This is a genomic window from Acinetobacter lwoffii, from assembly GCF_029024105.1.
In the GTDB taxonomy this organism is placed as follows: Bacteria; Pseudomonadota; Gammaproteobacteria; order Pseudomonadales; family Moraxellaceae; genus Acinetobacter; species Acinetobacter lwoffii.
This window is the reverse complement of sequence record NZ_CP118963.1, coordinates 2372405-2392373: the sequence shown is the minus strand read 5'-3', so window position 1 is coordinate 2392373 and position 19969 is coordinate 2372405. Positions and strand designations below refer to the sequence as shown.

The following is a 19969-nucleotide window of genomic DNA, read 5'->3' as shown; positions in this document are numbered from 1 at the left end:
ACCTATCTATAAAGGCTTTTTCAGCGATATAATTTTCAAATGAAGAAGCCTACACACAAAATCTACCGCACTACCAATTGGCCCGCATATAACCGAGCACTCATGAGTCGCGGAAATATTGCCCTTTGGTTGGATCCTGCTACGCAATGGTATGCTCCATCAAAAGGCAAACAAGGGCGAAATCAAATCTACTCCGACGTAGCCATCCAATGCTGCTTAATGATTAAATCCTTATTCCGTCTGTCTTTACGTATGGTTACTGGCTTTGTGCAAAGTCTGATTAAGCTTTGCGGCTGAGCAGCCCCGAATATCAGTGATATTCGTATTCCACCATTTGTAGAAAACAAAAGCATATTGATATTGCAAGCAGCTACCAAAAAAGTAGCGATGGGCTGCATCTACTCGTAGACTCTACAGGCATGAAGCTTCTAGGTGAGGGCGAATGGAAACGCAAGAAACATGGACCTGAATATCGTCGCAAATGGCGTAAACTACATATTGGTATCGATGCTAAAACCCTACAAATACGCGTTATTCGGCTCACAACCAATAATGTCAGTGATTCACAGGTGCTTGGTGATTTACTTAATTAGATTCCACAAGATGAGCAGATTGACTCTGTTTATACCGATGGAGCTTATGACACCAAGCAATGCCGTCAGGTCATTGCAGATCGGCAAGCGTATGCGGTGATTCCACCTAGAAAAAATGCGAAACCGTGGAAAGATACAAAGAGTAGCTCGCTAGAGCGAAATGAATTACTTCGAACAGTTGCACGTTTAGGCAGGACACTATGAACAAAATGGTCAGGCTATCATCGGCGAAGTTTGGTTGAAACTAAGATGCACTGCATTAAATTATTAGGAGATAAACTCAGTGAACCGTACCGGGTTTGTCGGAGACTTTTTTATTTAAGTTAGGCCACCTGACCTAACGGGTTAATCTTATCATAGTACATTGCTTCAAACTCAAAAGGCGATACATAACCCAGTGCACTGTGTACACGCTCTTTATTGAACCAATCTACCCAATTTAGTGTCGCAAGTTGTACATCTGCTAAACCTTGCCAATCTGCTTTTAAATATTCAATCACCTCGGTTTTGTATAAGCCATTCACCGTTTCAGCCAAAGCATTATCGTATGAATCACCAGTTGTACCGACTGATGCTCGTAAATTTGCTGCTTCTAAACGATTGGTATAGCGAATGGAAAGATATTACACACCTCTGTCGGAATGATGAATCACATTCTTTGGCATGCCTCGATCATGCAATGCTTGCTCCAATGCATCGAGCACCATATCTGTATTCATTCGTGTAGATACTTTCCAGCCAACAATTGCTCGTGAGAACACATCAATAATAAAGGCGGTATAGACCCAGCCTGAATTTGTTTGAATATAGGTAAAGTCAGCAACCCACAAGTGATTAGGCTGATCAGCTCTAAAATTCCGTTTCACCAAGTCAGGTGCTCGTTTTTGGTCATCTCGGCTACGGGTGGTTTGTTTGTTCTTACCTCGCCAAACACCTTGTATATCTAGCTTCTGCATCAATCGAGCAACTGTACAGCGTGCAATAATATAGCCTTCACGTTTCAGTTTTTGCCAGACTTTACGTACACCATACCGACCTGAACTTTCCTTCCAAATTCGTTTAATCTCCTCAGCATGATGCAAGTCATGTAAATCTCGCTTTGCTCGATGTTCTGGATTTTCGCAGAGATCTAGAGTCCGGTAATAGGTTGAAGGTGCGATCGGTAAAATTCTACAAATCGCATCAACACCATATAAGTCTTTATTGTTATGGATGAAATCCACCATTATTTGTGTGGGCGGTCGAGCTCCGCCTGGGCGAAAAAAGCGGCTGCTTTACGTAGAATCTCATTGGCGCGTTGCAGTTCTTTATTTTCGCGTTTGAGTTGTTTGATACGTTCTTGGTCTGAAAGCTGCTGTACTTTAACTGGATTTTGTTTATCTAAATATTTTTGATACCAAACACGTAGTGTTTCAGGAGTACAACCAATCTTGGGAGCAATTGCTGTGATCGCAGCCCAATTCGATGGATAATCTTTTTCAGATTCAATCAATAATTGAACCGCTCTTTCTCTGATTTCAGGGGTATATTTTAATTTTGTCATCGGAATAGTCTCTCAGAATATTGAGTCTCCGACAAACCCGGTACGGTTCATAACGTTGTCCCTTTCTTCTAAACTCAGATAAAAGTCTAAATATTACCCACATGAAATAACAATACAATACGATGTCATAAAAATGTCATGAAGCAGTCACAGAATACTTAATTGAATAAAATTAAATTCTTAGCCTTCTTGCAGAATTAATCATTTTTTATTTACGAAGAATTAATTAACCTCTTTCAAAGGCTTTAAAAGAATTTTTATTAGCTTCCTTCAGCGCTGCAATCTAACTTTATAAGAGCCATAAATGACTGCTTTAAATGTGCCTTCAAATTCTTCCATACATACATTAAAAACTTATATTAATCGGGACCTTTCCTTACTTGAATTTCATAAGCGAGTATTGGCACAGGCGAAAGATACTGAATATCCTTTACTTGAACGACTCAATTTTTTAATTATTTTTTCAAGTAATCTGGATGAATTTTTTCAAATACGAGTTGCCAGTTTAATGCAACAAATTGAACTTTCAGATCATGCTAGAACTCATCCAGATGACTTACTACTCTCAGATATAGTCACCACCATTTCCAAACTTGCACACGAAGCTGTCGAAGAACAGTATAAAATTCTTAATTATAATCTCTTACCACAACTGCAAGGACATGGCGTTCATTTCATTCAGTATGGTGACATCCTTGAAAAACATAAAGAATGGATTAAAAATTATTTTCATCATGAAGTTCAACCTGTGGTCACGCCTATCAGTCTAGACCCCGCACACCCTTTTCCTCGTTTAGCCAATAAAAGCTTAAATTTTATTGTCACTTTGGAAGGCAACGATGCCTTTGGACGAAAAATTAATTTAGCGATTGTTCCAGCACCACGATCATTACCTAGATTAGTGAAGTTACCTAAAAATATTTCTGGTGAGGATGAACACTACATTCTACTTTCAGCCATTATTCAGCAACATCTTCATGAATTATTTCCAGGGGTGACCACCACTGGATGTTATCAATTTCGGGTCACACGTAATGCAGATTTAAGTATCTCAGAAGATGTTGAAGACTTAGCAATTGCCTTAAAAGATGAACTATCCTCACGACGCTTTGGTCGGGCTGTAAGACTTGAGGTGACTAAAAATTGCCCTGAAAATATTATTGATTATTTACTTGGACAATTTGATCTTAAGCAAGAGCAACTCTATCGTATTGATGGCCCGCTTAATCTGGCGCGCTTTATATCGAACTTTAATTTGCCTGAGTTACGTTTTCCTTCCCATGTACAAAAATTACCGAAAGTGTTGTATGGGAAAAAATCCATATTTGAGGTATTAAAAACCGAAGATGTTTTATTACATCACCCTTTTCACTCTTTTGCTCCGGTCATTAAGCTACTGAAAGAGGCAGCCCGTGATCCACATGTGTTAGCCATAAAACAAACCCTTTATCGTAGTGGTGTAGATTCTGAAATTGTGCAAGTCCTTGCTGAAGCAGCACGAAATGGTAAGGAAGTCACAGCAGTGATTGAATTACGTGCTCGCTTTGATGAGGAGTCAAATATCGAAGTTGCCAATCTATTACAAGAAGCTGGGGCGGTTGTTGTATATGGGATCGTTGGTTATAAAACCCACGCCAAAATGATTCTGATCGTGCGTCGTGAAGTAGACAAGATTAAACGTTATGTTCATTTAGGCACAGGTAACTATCATGCAATGAATGCCAAAATCTATACTGATTATGGACTACTGACCAGTGATGCTGATATTTGTGAAGATGTCCATAAAGTCTTCCAGGAGCTCACAGGCATGGGGAAAATGGTCAAATTGAAAAAACTTTTTCATGCACCATTTACTCTGCATTCTCAATTGATTGAACTCATTGAAAATGAAACTGAAAATAGCAAAGCGGGCAAAAAAGCGCAGATTATTATTAAAGTCAACGCCTTAACTGAATCTCAACTAATTGATGCTCTGTATAGAGCGTCTCAAGCGGGCGTTCAAATCGATTTGATTATCCGTTCAATTTGCTGCTTACGCCCACAAGTGAAAGGACTTTCTGAAAATATTCGAGTCCGCTCAATTGTGGGACGTTTTTTAGAACATACCCGAGTTTATTATTTTTACCATCAGGGTGAAAGTAAACTTTTTTGCGCCAGTGCAGATTGGATGGGGCGTAATTTATTCTCTCGCATCGAGACCTGTTTCCCAATCGAAGATAAAAAACTTCGTAAACAAATTCTGGAAGAGGGCTTAATGAATTATCTTCAAGATAATCGGCGTGCATGGGAATTACAAGCCGATGGTACCTGGATACAATGTCAGGCTGGCAATGGACAGGCAGTCCATATTGCCCAGCAACAATTAATGAATCAAATTATTTAACGAAAAATTTCAAGTCATTGTATAAATGACAATCATTTGCAATGATTTAAACTTATTTTAACTAAACTGTAACAATACAACCCTAAAGTAAAAATCAAGTGGGAATGAGTCAATTACATGAATGATATCAGTGTTAAAAAGATCAACAAATTAATTGAACAGTTCGAAGAAGAAGGCAATAAAACACAAGCGCTTGAAATAGGTTATAAAACATATGCCATGCTTATGTCTGATCAGAAATTTGCTGATAAAGTGACAAAATCAGCAGAAAATTCTGAAGAGCGACTTTATAAATCGATAAAAATAAAACTTATTCCTGAGAAACATCATTTTAAAATAAAGTAAGAAGTACCAAACTTATAAAATACGATAAGTGACCGTCACATGACGCATAAGTTGTCATTGATAAAAAACCGCCATTATTGGTGGTTTTTTTATAGCAAAATAAATAGTTTTATATTTCAAAGTTATGTTCATCATTTAAAGAGAAATATAATTATTTAAGGGGCTGTAGTAGAAGTGACTATAACCCCAAACGGCCATCTCTTGATTTACCTTGCTCTAGACTCTGCTCAACCTTGGCATTTAGATCAATACCCATAATTAAGGGACCATGATCACAAGAGAGATATTTTGGTGTTTTTTTAGGAAGGTGGTGATAGTCCAGCCCACTAGAGGTAGCTCACTTAGAATGTAACTAGGCTACTCCAACGCTTAAATGCTCTTTTAAAATTATGTATGTCATTAATATTTAAATAGTTTGCTATTTGCTCATCACTATAATGATGTAATTCTTTTAATTGTATTGATGTGAATAATCTAGCTTGGTCTAATAGTTGCTGATAACTAGTATGATGTTTATGTAATCTTCTTTTAAAACTAGCAATACTCATTTGAAAATATTCAGCACATTCCTCAAGATTCGGTACTTGATGAATATTACGAATAAGAAAATTATAAACTTTTTGAAGAAAACTCTGTTCTAATCCTAACTGTTGTTGTACCAAATTAGCTTGTCGATAATAAGCTTGACGCATTGCACTAGTTTGATAACTCTGTTTTTGTTGGCTCTCACAAATATCGATATGCATGGCATTGACAAGGGTGTTAAACTTAATGTCATCTCCAAGATGTTCCCAAAATTGTTCGATAAATTTTGGCTCGTCACCTACAAAACTATAAGTAATATTCAATTCCTCTTGCATGCTATTCATCAAAATAGCCCTAAGGGCGGTCATAGCACTAATTGCTAAATAATTAGCATGGATCTCCTGATTATTTAACCAAAATAGAATGATCTTTTTTTCCGAATAAAATGCAACGGGAATGCACCATGGGGTTAGGAATATATGAAATTCAACATAGCGTTGTACGGCTTCTTTTATATTCTGACTGTAGGCAATTGCATTTAAGGCAGGGTGAGTTAAAGTTTCAATATAACGTTGCCCAAACAGAAATTGAACTTCCGGATGGGTAATACTCTCATGCATATTTCGTATCATTTGTATCAGTTGTTCTAAACTTACAGCATGATTCTCTGTGATCAAACTCTCAAGAAAAACGGGCGTTCCCTTTAAAATAATATTGGGATTTACACCGTATTGCTCAGCCAAATCAATCAATAATGCAGGGGCCAGATATGTGGGTAAAATCAATTGATCGTTTTGATAGCTCATACCGAAACCTTTACATTTTTTAGCTTTCGATGCTGCTGACTTTTGATTTGTTTATATAGTTTTTGAATTTCTACAGCTGGATTTTCTTGATGTACTTGACTAATGCTATAGCTGCAATCTATTTTAAATTTATGAAAATCTTCAGATGTATAAAATATTTGTGACTGAATACATTTTTGTAATTCTCTAGCCATCATTTCGACTTGTAGTTCTGTCAAATCAATTAACATCAAAATAAACTTATCTCCTGCTAAACGACAAACTAAGTCACAAGGTCTTATGTTCATACTTATCGTCTGAGCAATCATAGATAGCACTTGATTACCTGATTCAAAACCAAATTGTCTATTGATCAAAGTTAAATTCTTTAGATTGATCATCATCAGATGTATGCTTTTTTCTGAATTATTTTGCTGACTTATTTCATATTGTAATTGTTGTTTAAAGTATTGAGCATCTGCCAAGGGGGTAATTGCATCAAATAAACGATGATCCCGAAATACATGCTCTTTAGTTTGTAGCTTTTTGGACAATACCAATTGTTCTTTGTGCCAGTTAATCATAGCTGCAGTAAGTACAACAAAGCCTATCGGTGTAGTAAAAGATTCTAATAAATCATCCCAAATCAGTGTTTTGGGTATTGATATAAATTCATCCAATACATCCATCCATAAAGCTAAAAATACACATACCAGACCCCAGTAAAAATAGCTCGTCACATATCCTCTCGGGCGACTTTTAAGAATGAGATAAATCCATAATAAAACGAGTATACAGGCCAGCCCCTCTCCAAGAATATCAATGACCTGAATTTCATTTTGAGTTTTGAAACTACCAAAAAAAATAAATGAAGCTAAGCAGATCAGAGCAACAGTGATAATCAATAAAAAGTGTCGTGGATAGTGTAGAAAGGGTTTTAACATAGCAGGGGTGTGGTTATTGTTTTGATAAAGCTAATCAGCATTCTATGACAGTTTCATTGCAAATATATTTTCTTCCACTTTTCAAATTAGCTCACTATAAATATCAAAAATCTACTTAACTCCCTTTTAATTCTATAATTCACATTCACTTAGTTCAGTCTACTTGAGCAATGAAAGATATAGTCCCATCAAATTAGCTCAAAATGATCTAAAAAGTTAATTCTCTGATTTTTAGATTTTTTTCCTGTCATCATTCAGTCATTATGCATATTTAAGGTGCTCAACAAACAGCCGTTGCGCTATTTGGGGAAATAACAAATGAGCACTCATCGCAGTAAGAAAAAAACACCTTTCACTTTTAAAGTCACTACCTTAGTTTTATGTATAACAGCTATTGGTCAAAGTATGGCTGCAGAAACAAAAACTGAATATGTTCGTGTTGTAGGTCAAGCAGCAAGTATTAATGAAGCCTTGAAAGAACAACGAAAATCAAACTCTATAGCTAGTGTAGTACATGCCGATGCTATTGCGAAGCTGCCAGATGACAACGCTGCTGAAGCACTACAACGTATTCCTGGTGTTTCTACAGAACGTGACCAAGGTGAAGGTCGTTTTGTGACTGTGCGAGGTTTAGGAGCTGATCTGAATACCGTCACTATTAACGGCACCTTAGTCCCAGCACCAGAAGCAGGACGTCGTGGAGTTGCGCTAGATGTATTGCCAGCAGAACTTGTACAGTCATTAACTGTTGTTAAAACTTTGACCCCAGATATGGATGCAAATTCACTTGGTGGAACAATTGAGGTAGAGAGTTTATCTGCTTTTGATCATGACGGTCTGTTCTATACTGCTGCGGTTGAAGGTGGTTATGATGATAAACGTGAAGAGTATAGTCCTAAAGTTTCAGGCGCGGTCAGTCAAAAGTTTAGTCTAGGTTCGGGTACTGACAATCTTGGTATTGCGGCAGCACTAAGTTGGCAAGAGCGCACTTTTGGCTCAGATAACGTTGAAACAGGTGGAGCATGGGACGATCACCTGTTAGAAGAAACTGAACTGCGTCAATATGATATTGAACGTGAGAGACTTGGTGCCGGACTAAATTTTGACTATCGTCCAAATAAGAACAGTGAATACTATTTACGGACATTGTATAGCCGCTTTAAAGACAATGAAACGCGTCAAGGTATGGGTGTTGAGTTTTCAGACCCATTGGCAATGCATACTCCAAGTGATGCAGAGGTAGTTCGCAGTTTAAAAGAACGTGAGGAAACTCAGGAAATCAAATCTTTTGTACTAGGTGGCAAAAATCGTTTTGACCAATGGACACTAGAAACACAAGTGGGCTACAGTGAAGCATCAGAAAAGAATCCTGGTGGGATTGCTGAAGCAGGGTTTGCAGGTGAGTTTGAGGATGTAGAGTACACAAGTACACGTATCCCCGTGGTTAAAGGTAATGCTAGCTTGTATGATCCGGCACAGTATGAGCTTGATGAAGTAGAATGGGAAAAAAGTACTGCCAAAGATAAAGAGAAAAATGCCAAGTTTGATCTTAGCCGAGACTATTTGATCAAAGATTATGCTTCTGTTTTTAAATTTGGTGCAAAAGTCAGTCAGCGAACTAAAACGAATAATACAGATATCTGGAAAGTAGAGGATTTACAAACTTTACCTGCACATTTTGGACAAAATAGTCACTATGAACTTGCACAGTTCGGCCCAACGTTGTCTAGTGCTCCAATCCATAATCAACTGGCTCAATTGAACCTAGAAGATTGGGTTGATGATGAAGAATCCGTAATTAATGACTATAAAAGCTCCGAAGATATTCATGCGGCATATTTCATGAATACAATTGATTTTGATCGTTTACGCGTCATTGCGGGTTTACGCTATGAAGATACTGCTTTTGAAACTCAAGGCTATCGAATCTTAGATGGGGAAACCACCAATATTTCTACCAAAAATGATTATGATCATTGGTTACCAAGTTTACATTTTAAATATCAGTTAAGTGCAGATGCCATTCTAAGAGCAGCATGGACCAATACCGTGGTACGTCCGAACTTCGAACAGTCACGACCAGGTATTTACATTGATGGCGATGAAGCTGAGTTTGGTGATCCAAATCTCAAGCCACTTGAAGCCTCAAATTTTGATTTAGGTGTAGAGAAATACTTGGGTGATGCCAGCATTATTTCCATGAATGCATTTTATAAAGATATTGAGCACTTTATTTATAACTCCAATGTAGCAGGTACAGGGGACTGGGCTAATTTTGATGAGGCACTAACTTTCAAAAACGGCTCATCTGCTAAAATTTATGGTGTAGAACTGGGTTATAGCCAAAAATGGAACAACTTTATCTTTGGCTTAAATAGTACTTTCAGCCGTGCTAAAGCAGATATTGATGGCATGGTAGATGGTGAACTAATGACCAGAACCATTAACTTTCCACACCAATCCAAAGTTGTAGGCAATGCCATGATTGGTTGGGAAAATGATCTGTTCGGCCTACGTCTTGCGGCCAACTATAAATCACGTTATCTCAATGAAGTTTCGGATGTCGATGATCCTGAGAAAGATTTATATACCGATGATCAAGTATTTCTTGATTTTAGTGGACATGTGAATTTTAACAAAAATATGCAACTGTTCTTTAATGCTCAGAATCTTACTGATGAAGTGTATTACAACTATAACAGCAACCGTAATTATAACGCTCAATATGAAGAATACGGTCCAAGCTATAAAGTTGGTCTGAAATTCACACACTTCTAAGCCTTTAGCTCACCCAAAGCCAGATTGGCTTTGGGTGCTTTTTATTTCGAGAAAATTCATGACAACACTTTTTAAATTGAGCGCTTTTTGTGCAGCATTTTTGACTTTATCTGGCTGTGTATCCACTAGTCCAACTCAGCAAAAACATATCAGCAGCTCTCTGCAATCTGAGCATATCCTTTCAGAACTAGATCAGCCCGCTCTTCAAGTTGATCAAGTTTTTAAATTACCTATTAAAGTAGAGGATGCTCATTGGGTCGAGATCATAGGTTCAGATGCTCAGGTGATTACTTCTAGTAAAATTGAAGGTTTAAGCCTGTGGAATAAAGACCGTCAACGTGTACAGCATATTCCTGGTTCTTTTAGTAAAATTGATTATCGAATAATTAATAATCAGCTCATTATTCAGACTACAGATCTCTCTATACAGCAGCCTGTAATTTTTAATTTTAATATTAAAGCAGGCACCTGGGCAAAACCTACCTATCTCCCTGTACGTAAGTTTAAAACTGAAGATAATTGTCTATATCTTACTTCTGATCAGTCTCTTTATAGCTTCTTTATCGGTGAAGAAGGGGTTGGGGAGCAATGGATGATTCAGTCCAAAGATTCAGCGCAAATTACTCCTCGTTTTATCCGTAAAATGAGCTTGCCACCTAATAGTAGTTTTTGTGTCGTAGATGACCATAATGCCAAGCTCTATATTAATGAAGAAAACGTAGGAATTTGGTCTTATGAGGCAGACCCTGAAGCAGACCTCATCCGATATCCCGTTGATTTAAACGATCCACATGGCTCTATTCTTGGGAATATCAGTGGACTGAGTTTAATAGATAATGCACTAGCAGCAATAGATGAGTCAAAAGCGATCCTTTACCGCTACAGCATAAAAGGAACATCTTGGGAAAAGCTTCCGCCAGTCACTTTACAAAATGTGGATGAGGCAGAACGTATTCACCTAAAAGGTAATCAAGATCAAAAACAACTCCTGCTTGTAGACGGTGAAATCAAAATGTTGGATCTTGATTGGACCACTCAGAAACTGCCTTCTACGCAGACTGTATTAGCCCTACCAGCAGATGTCGAAACTGATTTGGTGCCTAACAGTGGAGATGCAGCAGATGATCCTGCAATCTGGATTAATCCAACAAACCCTAATCTATCACGTGTATTGGGCACAGATAAGCAGGGTGGGCTTGCAGTCTATGATTTGCAAGGTAAACAGTTGCAATACTTGAAAGTAGGACGTCTGAATAATGTTGATATTCGACCTAATTTCAAACTTGGGCAACAGAAAGTAGATCTAGCGATTGCTACTAATCGTGATCAAAACAGCTTGCATCTGTTTAGTATTCATCAAAAAACGGGACAAGTTAAGGATTTAGGAAAACTTCCTACAGACCTACAGGATATATACGGATTCTGTATGTATCAGAATCGACAAGGTGAAACCTTTGCCATTCCAAATGATAAAAATGGAACCTTTGTACAGTACAAAATTCAAAATAACGCTAAAGGTCTAACTGCACATGAGGTGCTCAGATTCAAAGTCACATCACAGCCAGAAGGTTGTGTGGTCGATGATGAAAATGATCGTATTTATGTAGGAGAAGAGGATAAAGCTGTTTGGACCACAAAACTCAATGATCCTCAGCATATCAATCTGCAAAACGTTATTAGCGTTGGAGAACATGTAAAGGCAGATGTTGAAGGACTTGCAATCTATAAAGGGAAAGTACGCGATTATTTGGTTATTTCTAGTCAAGGAGATGATAGTTACGTTGTAGTCGACGCTAAAGCACCATATCAAATACGTGGAAAATTTAAAATTTCAGCCAATTTGAACTCAGAGATTGATGCTGTATCTGAAACAGATGGGCTGGAAGTGACTTCAGCAAATCTGGGTGGGGTCTGGAAGCAAGGTATGTTGGTTGTTCAAGATGGTCGTAAGCGGATGCCAGAAGGGAATCAGAACTATAAGTATGTAGCATGGGAAAAGATTGCTCAAGCCTTAGGCCTGGAATAACACTTTTCATCAGGTACAGTGCACCGTGCTGTACCTATATTCGAATTAAATTATGATTTTATTGAGGTTTTTATGTCAAATCCAACTACGGCACAGCTTTCAGTATGGGAACTGATTAGCCATGCCAGTTTACTTGTTCAAATGGTCATGCTGATATTATTGTGCGCATCGGTCATTAGTTGGTATGTCATTATTAAGCAGGGGATCAAACTGCGTCAGGAAGCATTAGCAAATAAAGTTTTCTTAGGGCATTTCCACCAACAACAATTTCCTCTTAGCATGGTAGAAGAATCTGAACAAAAAATGTGTGGTTTAGAACAAATCTACCAAGCTGGACTAGATGAGTTTAATGCCCTCAGAAATGCCACAACTTCGGTTTCATCAGTCGAGGTAACGGATCAAGTTGAGCGTCGTCTTTTAAGCAGTGTCACGGAACAGGAAGAAAAACTGGAAAAGCACTTGAGCTTTCTTGCGACAGTTGGTTCAGTCAGCCCATATATCGGTTTATTTGGAACTGTATGGGGCATCATGAATTCTTTTATTGGTCTATCACAACTTGAGCAAGCAACACTTTCTGCTGTAGCTCCTGGTATTGCAGAAGCTTTGATTGCTACAGCCATTGGTTTATTTGCAGCTATTCCTGCTGTGATTGCCTATAACCGCCTAAGCGCACGTGCAGAAAAAATTTCTAATAGCTACTACAGTTTCGGAAATGCGTTACAAACTCGAATGCTACGTTTTTTACAAGCAGGAAATTAACAACAGATGCAGAAACGTCAGAAAAAGCGTGTGCTCAACGCAGAAATGAACGTCGTTCCTTATATCGACGTGATGTTAGTGCTGCTTGTAATTTTTATGGTCACTGCACCCATGCTCACCCAGGGGATTAAAGTGAACTTACCAAATCTAGAAGCAGAAACATTGGTCACCCCTAAAGATCAGAAAGTAATCACTATTTCTATTCAGGAAGAAGGGCAATACTACTGGAATGTTGGGGAAACTGTCGATACAAAACAAGTGACAGATCGGGCAACCAACTTGGCAGAAATGAAAGAGAAGTTATCTCCATTGTTACAGAATCCTCAGGACCTGCAAGTTTTCATTCGTGCTGACAGTACTGCCAATTATGAACTTGTTGCTCAGACGATTGGTATTTTGCAACAAAGTGGTGTTGAGCAATTAGGCTTAGTGACTGAGGAGCAAGATCAGTGAACAGTATCTCACAGATCAACTCTAGCTCTGCTGTCGCTCTATCTATCACTGCGCTACTGCATGCAACTGTGATTTACAGTTTATTGAATCAGAACTTTGATAGTCCTATCAAAGAGGTAGAGCCAAAAACTGTACAGGTTAAATTTGTACAGCTTCCCAAAACTACAGTATCTTCACCTCAAGTTGAACACGCTCAACCTGAACCAAAAGTGACTCAACCCTTAGCAACCCCTGTTCAGCCCTTACCGCCTCAACAGGCTGAACCTGTCAAAACAAATCAGACATCAAAGCCACAACCTCAAAACAAACCTTCACCAAGTAACCTAGACAAAGCAGTTGTTAAAAAAACATCAACTAATGATTCAGCTTCTATAATATCTTCCACTGCTGAAGAGCCTAAAAATATTACCCCTACACCCATCCAGTCTGATGTCTCAACAAACACCGCTACACCTGTAAATAAGCCTGCAGCGACTGAAAAGGTTAAAACGCCTCCAACCTTTGATGAGAAAAACTATAAACCGATTTCAAAGCTTAAACCTGATTATCCAATGCGTGCTTTGGAAAATGAACTTGAAGGGAACTGTACTATCGAATATAGCGTGAATACCCAAGGGCACGTTATTAACCCTAAGGCCTTATCTGACTGTGATCCTGTGTTCATTCGCCCTTCACTCAATGCGGCTCGTCAGTTCAAATACCAGCCACATATTGTTAATGGTCAGGCTGTTGAAGTACCTAAAATTAGAAATACCTTTGAATATCGAATTGAATAAAGGCCACTAAATATGCTCACCTCCTTGCATTACCTGTCCTCGTTTAAACTTCTAGGAGTTTCATTCTGCACCAGTATGCTTATAGGTTGCCAAGGCATTCCTGATACACAGGTTTCTAGTCGTCAAATGTCTGTGAAAGCTCCTAAACAAGTAGTGTTTTTTATTGGTGATGGAATGGGCATCACGACATTGACTGCAGCAAGAATTTATAAGGTCGGTGAATCAGGAAGTTTAAGCATTGATCAATTGCCAGAAACAGCATTTGTCCGAACATTTTCAGAAAATGCTCAAGTCACTGATAGTGCCCCCTCTATGGGAGCCTATATGACCGGCGTAAAAATGAAAAATGAAGTCATTTCAATGCAAACAGGAACTAATGCCGTTGAACTAAAAAATGGACAGCAGCAATGTGATACAGATCCAGTAAACCGTAACAAAGCTTTTAGTGAAACCTTGCTTGAAAAGGCAATTTCCGCCCAATACGCAACAGGAATTGTGACCACAACTCGAGTGACGCATGCAACCCCTGCATCGACTTATGCTCATATCTGTCACCGTGATGCAGAAAATGAAATCGCTGCACAATTGGTACCGAGTAAGATAAAAGCAGATCGATATAGCAATTACAACACGCGTTTAAAAAATGGAATTGATGTCATTCTTGGGGGAGGGAAACGCCACTTCCTGCCAACAGAGTCTGGAGGGAAACGCCAAGATGGTCGTAATTTCTTAAAAGAACTTAAAAAACAGGGCTATCAAGTTGTTGAAAATCGTAGTCAACTGAACAGTTTAGATCCTGCAGATCAGCGCAAAATCATAGGCCTCTTCAATGACTCCCACTTAAATTACGATCTAGACCGTCAGAACAAACAGATAAATGAACCTAGCCTGAAGGAAATGACCTTAATAGCTTTACAGAAGCTTTCATCTAATACCAAGGGTTTTTTTCTGATGGTTGAAGGAGGGAGGATTGACCATGCATTGCATGATACCAATGCAAAACGAGCACTTCAGGATGTGATTGCGCTAGATGACACACTACAGGCAACCATTGATTTTCTGAAAATTAAAGATCCTCTGCTCGAAAATAGTTTAATTATCATCACTGCCGACCATGATCACACGCTCATGTTGAATGGCTATGTAGAGCGTACTGGCCCTTATCTGCCAGGACAGCAAACTAGTGTACTCGGACTTGTAAAAAACCAAAATGGATTAACACGAGACATTAATGGTAATCCCTATCCAGTCATTAGTTTTGGCAATGGGAAAAAGCGTCCAACTCTAAATCGAAATGATGATTCGGTAACTCAATTACGTGATGATGATGAATGTCGTCCTGTGATGAATACCTCATCCTATACATTTAGTTATACACCCTCCTATCAGGGATGGTGTACAGGTGCAGCTGCAGATGATTTTCAGCAGGAGGCCGTTATCCAAACTGGTTTTAAGGATTCTGAGACCCATGGTGGCACAGATGTTTTTCTAGGGGCAATAGGTCAAGGTTCAGATCAATTTTCAGGTAGTTTGGAAAATATTGACGTCTTTTATCGACTTAATCAGATTATGGGATTTGAGAAATGAAATCTAAATTCAGTATGTTGTTGATTTCATTATGTGGCTGTACATCTGTAATGGCTGATCCACCATCTAATACTCCTGCAAAAAATATTATCTTTTTTCTTGGCGATGGGATGGGACCTACGACAGTAACCGCAAGTCGGATTTACGCAGTTGGTGAGGCTGGTAAGCTTACAATAGATCGCCTAAAACATAGTGCTCGCATTAAAACTTATTCTGAAGATGCACAAACTACAGATAGTGCTCCATCTATGGGTGCCTATATGACGGGCTTAAAAAACAAAAATGATGTGATTTCCATGCCTACAGGCACTCTCGCAAAAGAACCCAAAGATTTAAAACTTGCGAATGGTCAGAGTATTCATAACGCCATTAATTTATGCCAACCTCGAATACCTGAACAAACAGTTCCATCTCTTTTAGAGTTAGCAATACAACGAGGTAAAGCGGTTGGTGTGGTGACCACTGCAGAGTTAACCCATGCAACGCCTGCGGCAACCTATGCTCATATTTGTCATCGTGATGCAAAGTTTGATATTGCAGTACAGGCAGTACCAAATGGATTGGGGTATAACCCAAAACTTAAAGAGGGGATTCATGTACTCATGGGGGGTGGTCGTAACCATTGGACACCTTACCATGCTATCAACAATCCACAGGGCCGTGCTGATCAACGACATTTAATTCAGGAAATGCAAACTCAAAAGTATCAATATGTAGAAACAGCATCCGCCCTTCAGCACGCTAATCCGAATCAAAAAATTCTGGGGCTATTCTCAGCGACGTCTCATCTGCATTATGACCTAGATCGAATCAATAAAAATATTGTGGAACAACCTAGTTTGTCAGAAATGACTTTAAAATCTATTCAAATGCTTGAAGCACAGTCTAAGGGACGTGGATGGTTTTTAATGGTGGAATCGGGACGTATTGATCATGCTTTACATGCCAATAATGCCAAACGCGCATTACATGAAACTAAAGCTTTTGATGATGCCATTCATGCAGCTATACAGCAGGTAGATCTTAGCAATACCTTAATCGTGGTCACTGCAGATCATGATCATGTCATGACTTTTAATGGTTACAATGCGCTAACAGGAAAGACTACGCCAAATCAGCCAGGTATTTTAGGTTTAAATTATCACTATCAAATAACAACACAACCAGATGCTTTAGCTAAAAAAATGGCAGATGGCAAACTACATGCTCCCTCACTTGATGTAAATGGTAATACCAACACCGTCTTAGTTTTTGGTAATGGTAAGAGGCAGAGAGAAAATATTCAGCAAAGTGTAACTGAATCTCAGGTATTTGATGATAATTACCAACAAGCTGTTGGGGTACAACTCGACCGTTCTGAAACACATGGTGGTGGAGATGTAATGTTATTTGCTGAAGGGAAAAATGCTCATTTATTCAAAGGCACTCAAGATAATATCTGGGTCTTTCAACAAATAATCAAGGCGGTAGGGTTTACTGACCATGAATAATAAATGCCAGTTCGTATTCGGTTTAGTATTGATTATTCTATGCATTCCCAAACCTTTCGCGCGCGCTGCTGAACATTTTCAAATTGATTATGAACACCTACAGCAAGGTCATGACGGCATTACACGAATTGAACGATATTCAAATCTGATGATTCGTGATCAGGGCAACATTCTTATCAAACGTTTAAACAGATTGCCTAGTGACTCTTATATTGATATAGGCAAGCATCAACATTTTGATATTTCAAATATGTCTATCTGGATAGCTAGGGAGCCTGAAACCAAGCGCTTGACCATTCAATTAGTTGACTTTGATGAAAATCAACGTATCCATCTTAATGAGATTAATCAGGAAATTTTGGGCTTTAGTAATTGTTGGGAGTGTTACTCATCTCTTTTACCTCACTCTACGACACCGAAGAACAACATAAAAAATGGGCACATTCATTTGGACTATAATAGCCAACGCGATATTGTTAAAAACTATAAAGCTACCCATCATAAAGGCTATAACTCGTTTCAAGTAAAGCCTTTACCAACTCAAGAAATGGATTGGGATAAATTGTATAAACTTAATTTAAAACAGTATGATGACTTTAGTGATTGATCTGTTCAGAAAGTATATATATTTCTATATGTTCAAAAAAATCTGCAGAATTTTTTTTGGATAGATGTTCGGGTAACTTGGGGAAAACCTATACCTTTAATTTTTTTAATAAGCTGATTTCACTGGTAAGCGTCCGCTGAATCCCATGCCTATTTTTTAATTTTGGTCGGATTTCCAGCGGTGTGGCAATAATTCTTCAATCTGGGTCACTTTATGTGTCGGCAGCCTTTTCAGAACATCACTTAAATAGGCATACGGGTCCAAGCAATTCAGCTTTGCTGACTGGATCAGGGTCATGATGTTTGCAGCTCGTTGACCACTGCGCAGTGAACCTGCAAATAGCCAGTTCTTTCGTCCCGCTGCTGGCATTGCTGAATAAGTTGATGTTTAAATTCAGCCGTAAAGGTTCGATGGGGCTTTTTTAGCGTTGGATGATTTGAATATACAAAAACAGCTAGTTATCCAGGACTTTGGTTATACAATCTTACCCCTAGTTTCTGTAATAAATGAGTTTAGGGCAGAATTAATTAAAGTTACTCCAATTTTAGACCCCTCATTTTCTCGTGTGATTACTTTAGCAACGCACTCTACGAGAAATATTCCCAAGCATATTAGGATCATTTCACGCGAAATTATTGGTTGTGTTGAGCAATCTATTGATGAGAAAAAATGGCCGAATGCTCAATGGATATATGAAAATTAATATCTAAATTTTATTTATAAAATTGTAAGTTAAAGACCTAAAACCACTTGATATGGTTTAAATCCTTCAAGTACAGCATCCGAAACCAATTGAATAAAAGCTTCAGTTTTTCCGTAAGCTATCCACTGATCAAGAGCTTCATAATAAGCCAAACGATTTTCAACTGTGATGACACAAGGTGGATAACCAGCTTTAATCAATTCGAGGTTCATCAATAGACGTGATGTACGGCCATTGCCATCAATGAATGGATGGATACCTACAAAATCAGCATGTACTTTGGCTGCACGTTCAATTGGATGCAGCTTATGTGCTTCACTATTATACCAGTCTACGAATTGAGCCATCTTGTCATTTAATAACGTGTAATCAGGCGGGGTAGACGTTGCACCAGAGATTAAGACATTTTGTTGGCGATAGCGGCCAGCATTATCATCATCAATATTTTTTAAAATGAGTTGATGGATATTGCGAATTTGCCATTCAGAAAATGGTTCCTCTTTCTGAATGATATCCTCAACATAGTAAATTGCATTTCTATGGTTGATCGCTTCGAAGTGTTCTCTTAATGCCTTTCCGCCAACAGTAATACCTTCGAGTACTACTTTAGTTTCTAGCAGGGTGAGTGTATTGCCTTCAATTGCATTCGAATGATAGGTCCAGCGGACAATAAGATCTTCTTGTAAATTTTTAACAATTGATGGAGAAAGAGGGCGATGTTGATCTAATTTTTTCTTTAAATCATCAATAGTTTCAAACATAACCTTATCCCTGAATTTATCTTAGTCGATCATACATGAAAAAAGAAATATCAGAAATGTAGTGATATATCATTACATTTTGTATTGATTATAAAAGTAGTAATTGGATGGCTTTCAATATTCTAGACACGAGACAGCCTCATTTTGAAAACCCATTATTGTTCATTTCCCCATACGCCCATTGCATGCTGTAGATGACCAGTTTTGACATAAAGCGTTGCGCCTGATAGACCTGCCTGAAATTTAGCCGCACTATTGATGGGAAGACGGACCCATGAACCTGCGGGATATATTTCAGTGCCGCAAAATAATTGACCTTTGATAATTAGCACTTCAATCCCTTGTTCTGATTTCTCTTCGAAAATCTGAGCAGGTTTTAGCTTTTCTAAATAGGTCTGTTCATGTTCCGATTGAAATAACGGGCATCTCATCCGATGTTTAGTAAGCTTCCAATTCGCTGGATCATTGGTATTAATTCGGGTGGGCTCTATCTCATTTTCGGTCATTTGCATCAGTTTCACAAAGATTAAACAACCAGCTTTACTGGAAACCTGATGAGTTGAATGATGGGGATTACGTAAATACCAGCCTGCCGGATAATCATCTTCAGCATTCTCTGTAAAAATGCCTGACAAGATAAGGACTTCTTCACCCAAAGGATGCTGATGTTCAGGAAAGGCAGATTCTGGCGCGTATTTCACAAGACTAGTTGCACGTGCTTTCTCATTGCCAATACGATCAAGCATCATTCTATCGACTTCACCTCCTGGAGATTTCACCCAATGGTAATCCTCTGGCTTGATGATGACGGGCTGTGAGAAGTCGGCATGAATAAACATAATGCTGTCCTGTAATGAAAAAACCTACGTATTTTAACGAGAATGCATAGGTTTATTTTAAAAGAAATAGCG

15 protein-coding genes, 3 pseudogenes and 1 other annotated feature are annotated in these 19969 nt (G+C 38.5%); of the genes and pseudogenes, 12 read left to right on the top strand and 6 right to left on the bottom strand.

The features are described 5' to 3' along the window. Positions 1-39 precede the first annotated feature (39 nt). A pseudogene (locus tag PYW33_RS11640) lies at positions 40-878 on the top strand (IS5 family transposase); the annotation flags it as partial. 38 nt (positions 879-916) lie between these two features. Here PYW33_RS11640 and PYW33_RS11635 read toward each other — a convergent pair. Then, a pseudogene (locus PYW33_RS11635) lies at positions 917-2136 on the bottom strand (IS3 family transposase). Further along, positions 1745-1861: a sequence feature (AL1L pseudoknot), on the bottom strand. Its footprint overlaps the pseudogene before it by 117 nt. 304 nt (positions 2137-2440) lie before the next feature. Here PYW33_RS11635 and ppk1 point away from each other — a divergent pair. Both ppk1 and PYW33_RS11625 read left to right on the top strand, forming a co-directional pair. Continuing rightward, positions 2441-4519, top strand: a complete 2079-nt coding sequence (gene ppk1, locus PYW33_RS11630; protein ID WP_004646175.1) for a polyphosphate kinase 1 — start codon at positions 2441-2443, stop codon at positions 4517-4519. Between the two features lie 117 nt (positions 4520-4636). Next, positions 4637-4864: a hypothetical protein gene (locus PYW33_RS11625; protein ID WP_004646177.1), complete on the top strand. Its 228-nt coding sequence runs from the start codon at positions 4637-4639 to the stop codon at positions 4862-4864. A 341-nt stretch (positions 4865-5205) separates the two neighbouring features. On the opposite strand, the gene PYW33_RS11620 is transcribed toward PYW33_RS11625, so the two are convergent. Both PYW33_RS11620 and PYW33_RS11615 read right to left on the bottom strand, forming a co-directional pair. After that, on the bottom strand, positions 5206-6195 hold the full coding sequence (locus tag PYW33_RS11620) for a helix-turn-helix transcriptional regulator (RefSeq protein ID WP_004646179.1): 990 nt from the start codon (positions 6193-6195) through the stop codon (positions 5206-5208). After that, positions 6192-7079, bottom strand: a complete 888-nt coding sequence (locus PYW33_RS11615; RefSeq protein ID WP_228127475.1) for a GGDEF domain-containing protein — start codon at positions 7077-7079, stop codon at positions 6192-6194. Before PYW33_RS11615 ends, PYW33_RS11620 begins: the two co-directional genes overlap by 4 nt. A gap of 357 nt (positions 7080-7436) precedes the next feature. Here PYW33_RS11615 and PYW33_RS11610 point away from each other — a divergent pair, with 357 nt between their 5' ends. The 8 genes from PYW33_RS11610 (at position 7437) to PYW33_RS11575 (ending at position 17594) form a co-directional block, all read left to right on the top strand. Next, positions 7437-9896, top strand: a complete 2460-nt coding sequence (locus PYW33_RS11610) for a TonB-dependent receptor (protein ID WP_004646181.1) — start codon at positions 7437-7439, stop codon at positions 9894-9896. Positions 9897-9954: 58 nt separating this feature from the next. After that, the gene (locus PYW33_RS11605) at positions 9955-11922 is read left to right on the top strand and encodes a phytase (RefSeq protein ID WP_004646182.1); all 1968 of its coding nucleotides are present in this window, start codon (positions 9955-9957) and stop codon (positions 11920-11922) included. 72 nt (positions 11923-11994) lie between these two features. After that, a complete protein-coding gene (gene tolQ / locus PYW33_RS11600; protein ID WP_004646183.1) occupies positions 11995-12681 on the top strand; it encodes a protein TolQ in 687 nt (228 codons plus the stop codon). 6 nt (positions 12682-12687) lie between these two features. After that, complete coding sequence (gene tolR, locus PYW33_RS11595) at positions 12688-13134, top strand: protein TolR (protein ID WP_004646184.1); 447 nt, start codon at positions 12688-12690, stop codon at positions 13132-13134. Next, positions 13131-13910, top strand: coding sequence for an energy transducer TonB (locus PYW33_RS11590; RefSeq protein ID WP_004646185.1), 780 nt, complete (start codon positions 13131-13133; stop codon positions 13908-13910). The genes tolR and PYW33_RS11590 overlap by 4 nt, the downstream gene beginning before the upstream one ends. 12 nt (positions 13911-13922) lie before the next feature. Continuing rightward, the gene (locus PYW33_RS11585; RefSeq protein WP_004646186.1) at positions 13923-15497 is read left to right on the top strand and encodes an alkaline phosphatase; all 1575 of its coding nucleotides are present in this window, start codon (positions 13923-13925) and stop codon (positions 15495-15497) included. Further along, complete coding sequence (locus PYW33_RS11580) at positions 15494-16987, top strand: alkaline phosphatase (protein ID WP_004646187.1); 1494 nt, start codon at positions 15494-15496, stop codon at positions 16985-16987. The genes PYW33_RS11585 and PYW33_RS11580 overlap by 4 nt, the downstream gene beginning before the upstream one ends. After that, positions 16980-17594: a hypothetical protein gene (locus PYW33_RS11575; RefSeq protein ID WP_004646188.1), complete on the top strand. Its 615-nt coding sequence runs from the start codon at positions 16980-16982 to the stop codon at positions 17592-17594. Before PYW33_RS11580 ends, PYW33_RS11575 begins: the two co-directional genes overlap by 8 nt. A gap of 156 nt (positions 17595-17750) precedes the next feature. On the opposite strand, the pseudogene PYW33_RS11570 reads toward PYW33_RS11575, so the two are convergent. Continuing rightward, a pseudogene (locus PYW33_RS11570) lies at positions 17751-17957 on the bottom strand (transposase domain-containing protein); the annotation flags it as partial. 64 nt (positions 17958-18021) lie between these two features. On the opposite strand from PYW33_RS11570, the gene PYW33_RS11565 reads away from it, so the two are divergent. Further along, entirely contained in the window at positions 18022-18297 is a 276-nt protein-coding gene (locus PYW33_RS11565) for a type 2 periplasmic-binding domain-containing protein (RefSeq protein WP_016806891.1), read from the top strand. Positions 18298-18326: 29 nt separating this feature from the next. On the opposite strand, the gene PYW33_RS11560 is transcribed toward PYW33_RS11565, so the two are convergent. Further along, positions 18327-19058 (bottom strand): Fic family protein, encoded by a 732-nt coding sequence (locus PYW33_RS11560; RefSeq protein ID WP_004646189.1) that lies wholly within the window; start codon positions 19056-19058, stop codon positions 18327-18329. 155 nt (positions 19059-19213) lie between these two features. Then, entirely contained in the window at positions 19214-19897 is a 684-nt protein-coding gene (locus tag PYW33_RS11555) for a cupin domain-containing protein (protein WP_004646190.1), read from the bottom strand. Positions 19898-19969: the final 72 nt, after the last annotated feature.